The 3299-nt window shown below is 56.0% G+C and carries 3 protein-coding genes; all 3 read left to right on the forward strand.

Going from position 1 to position 3299, the window contains the following annotated elements:
- The first annotated feature begins 87 nt into the window (after positions 1–87).
- The 3 genes from GX515_13245 to GX515_13255 all read left to right on the forward strand — a co-directional run bounded on the left by GX515_13245 (position 88) and on the right by GX515_13255 (position 2772).
- Positions 88–552: a hypothetical protein gene (locus tag GX515_13245; protein HHY33959.1), complete on the forward strand. Its 465-nt coding sequence runs from the start codon at positions 88–90 to the stop codon at positions 550–552.
- Between the two features lie 121 nt (positions 553–673).
- Entirely contained in the window at positions 674–2329 is a 1656-nt protein-coding gene (locus tag GX515_13250) for an IS1634 family transposase (protein HHY33960.1), read from the forward strand.
- 293 nt (positions 2330–2622) lie between these two features.
- Entirely contained in the window at positions 2623–2772 is a 150-nt protein-coding gene (locus GX515_13255) for a hypothetical protein (GenBank protein ID HHY33961.1), read from the forward strand.
- Positions 2773–3299: the final 527 nt, after the last annotated feature.

Here is a 3299-nt window from a genome sequence, read left to right on the forward strand (position 1 = left end):
GGCGGGTTAATGTGTCTGGGCGGAAATCGCAGGTGCTGATTTGATGACCTCGATCTCCTGGCTTCCTCTGTGATGGAAACTGCGTCCGTGTTTCCCCTTTTGCTAAAGAGCGAGTTCTTCTATCACCCGCTCCAGGTTGTTGTTGTCCACGAGTTGCTGCTTGTGGGCGTATGCGTCTATCAGGCACCCCTTGCACAAGCGCGCCACGAGCCGTATGGCACCCCTGGAGTAGTCGTAGATGCGGTCTATGACCTCATCTGGAAAGAGGACCGAGATGGCATGCTTTTCGATGGAATACCTAGACTACTCAGAACGGCACGCCAAGTGTGGGTTCAGAGATCGCTGCCACTTTTCCAGAGGTTGCCGGTGTTTCACTCCCGTGACGCGGAACGACCCGGGCGTCTAACCAAGGGCGGCAAAGCCGCGCGGTGGGCGCTATCGCGTGCCGTAGACATGAACCCTGCCGTGTTCGGGCTATACCCCATCACAAACTGGACAGCCAAAGCCCTGCGGGCCATTCTGGCTCCGTTTGGAGTAAGACTAAGCCTATAATTCGCGGGTTAGCGAGATGGTATTGTCTGGTATAGTGTGCCTAGTCTGACGATATTATCAGAATCATCTGAGAAGGTACTTTGTAACGAGTGTCGAATATGCAGGCCAGGGAGGGATGTCCTTGGCCAGGAGATTTGATGGCTACCCAGGTTCTGAGTTCTCGCCGGTCCCCGTTCGCAAGTTCTCTTACATTCGGGACTACTACATCGGATCGCTTTACGTTATCAAGCCGCTATTGGAACTCATTGGGCTGCGGGCCATCGTGGATGAGGCTGTCCCGGATTACTCAGACAGGGGACAGATTGTCTCCACCGGCGAGGTCACAGAGATCCTGGTTGCGAACAGGCTGAACTCTCCCACGCCTTTGGTTGACGTGGAAGCCTGGGCGGATCTGTGTGGTATCCAGCATATGTTCGGAGTGGACCCGAAACGGCTGAACGATGATCGCCTGGCGAGGGCGCTGGAGGCTCTGGACGAACATCAGGATGAGATTCAGACCAAGCTGGCTTTCAGGCTCATGAAGGAGTTCGGGCTTGGCGCGGATGAGGTCATCTGGGACACGACCGCGTTTTACTTCGAGGGGGACTATGATGAAGCGGAGCTTATCAAGTTCGGGTATAGCCCGGACCACAGGAGCGACCTGAAGCAGATCAAGCTCGCAATGGCCGTGGACAAGGAATCAGGCGTTCCGATGCGGCAACAGCTTATCGAAGGGCGGCTTGCGGACCAGAAGATAGCTGTGGAGAGCCTGCTTGAAATGAAGGCGAAGCTGGGGAAGAGCCACATCCTGGTAATGGGTGACAATGCGGTTGGAACGATACCAAACTTGCTGAGGTTAAACTCCGAAGGGGTGAAGTTCATTGCCCCGTGTCCTTCGGATGTGCCGTTTAGGGAAGCCATGGATTCTGTAAGTCAAGAAGAGTTCGATCGCAACGTATGGAGCGACGGGAAAGGCGAAAGCAGGTTCAAGTATGCGGAACGGCGCGTTCTGATTACACCGGAGATGACGACAAGCCCGGATGCGAAGGGCACGAGCCCGTTTACAGCAAGGGTGCTCATTGTGTGGAGCGAGAGCAAGGCAAGGCTCGACCGCGAGCGGCGCGAGACCTACATGAGGCGTGTTGAGGAGAGGCTTCGGGATATCGGGGAGATGAAGCTAAACCGGCGGCGCTACAAGGATAAAGATTACGCCCAAAGCCAGGTTGACAAGATCTTCGAGGGGCCGACCTGTTACCTCAAAGCCGTCTACAGTCATCCGAGAGTTGTCGAGGTTCATGATGGACCCGATGGGCAAGCGGCGCTGAAACTTGAGTATGGGGTAGACCAGGAGGAGCTTCGCAAGCTCGAGCGCAGGGACGGGGTTTACCCGGTTGTCACGAACCTGGCGGACGGTGAGGAGTATCCACTGAAGCAGATCTTCGAGCGAACCCGTCGGAAGTATCAAGTGGAGCGGCCGATGAGGTATATGAAATCCCGGGTCCGGGTGCGGCCGGTATTCCTACACAAAGAGGAACGGGTACGGGGGCTGGCGCTGGTTTGCTTCATAGCACTGATCGCCTATTGCCTGCTGGAGCACCTGGCGAAGAAACACGACCGCAAGCTCACTTCACATCAAGTGCTCAAGAAGTACGTGTCCATAACGTACACAGCAGGCCAGACGCTGAACGGCGAGAGATTCGCCACAGTCGTCAACGTCACTGGCGAGCACATGAATCTCATTCGCAGGCTTGGACTTGCACGCGGGAGTTACAGCAAACTGGCAGATGATTCCACGTGAACAACGCCGCTGACCTCGGCACCAATTCGAAATGCCGGACCTGCGAAATATCGGCTAAGCATCTTCACCATGAGACGACTCCTCCGCAGCCTTGGCTTTAGGTGGAGAAGGCCGAAACTCATTGCGCTGAAGTCGGACCCCATAAGTGATTTCGAGGTCGCACTCATAGACGAGACGTATTCCTCAGGGCATTTGGCTCTGCCTGTACTGTGTTCTACCAGGACGAGTGCCACTGCGACCTACTACCCAACGTCCGGTCCTGCCGGATGAGACGAGGGTAGCAAAAGAAGATCATGACACCAGGCACCAACGAGCGGGTGAGTATGTATGGTGCCCTCAATCCCAATACCGGAGAGTGGATACATTCGGTATTCAAGAGAAGGCTCGCCAAGAACTTCATCGCGTTCCTCGTGGTCGTTCCTTCGTTGGCGCAATGTATGTAAAGACCCCTGAGTGTCTGGAGACCTTGGCGTGCGTGGTGCTGCTCGCGGCATTGGTGCAGGCGATCGTTGAACGACGTGCGAGGCGATACGCAGAGGCGACCGGTGAGAAGCTTCCGATCCCGGGCGAGAGGACGTCGACGCGGCCGACGGCTCGTATAATCCTCGACTCGCTCGAACCGATCATTGTGGTCGTAACGCCCGACGACACCCAAACGCTGGCCAAATCCCTGCTGTTTTCCCATAAGACGCTTGAAGCCTTAGCCATATTCCCATCCGTATGCCTGTGCGCTCCACAGGGAAACTCGGGCCCTTGGAACCCGAGGAGCCGCGCGGGTAACGGTGGAAAAGATGGGTTCTATCAACCGATCATCACTCTTAGGCGGGCAATTGCCTCCCCCTATCACAGGCGGCAATGTTGAAGCAATGTCTTGAACCTGACCGCCGGTACGTTCCGTCCTTACTACTACACCGCCCATCCCGCGTCATCGCCAGTTGTTCCAAGCATTGCGCTCTACTGCGATGGTCCC

It is taken from the genome of Bacillota bacterium (assembly GCA_012842395.1).
GTDB lineage: Bacteria > Bacillota > SHA-98 > UBA4971 > UBA4971 > UBA6256.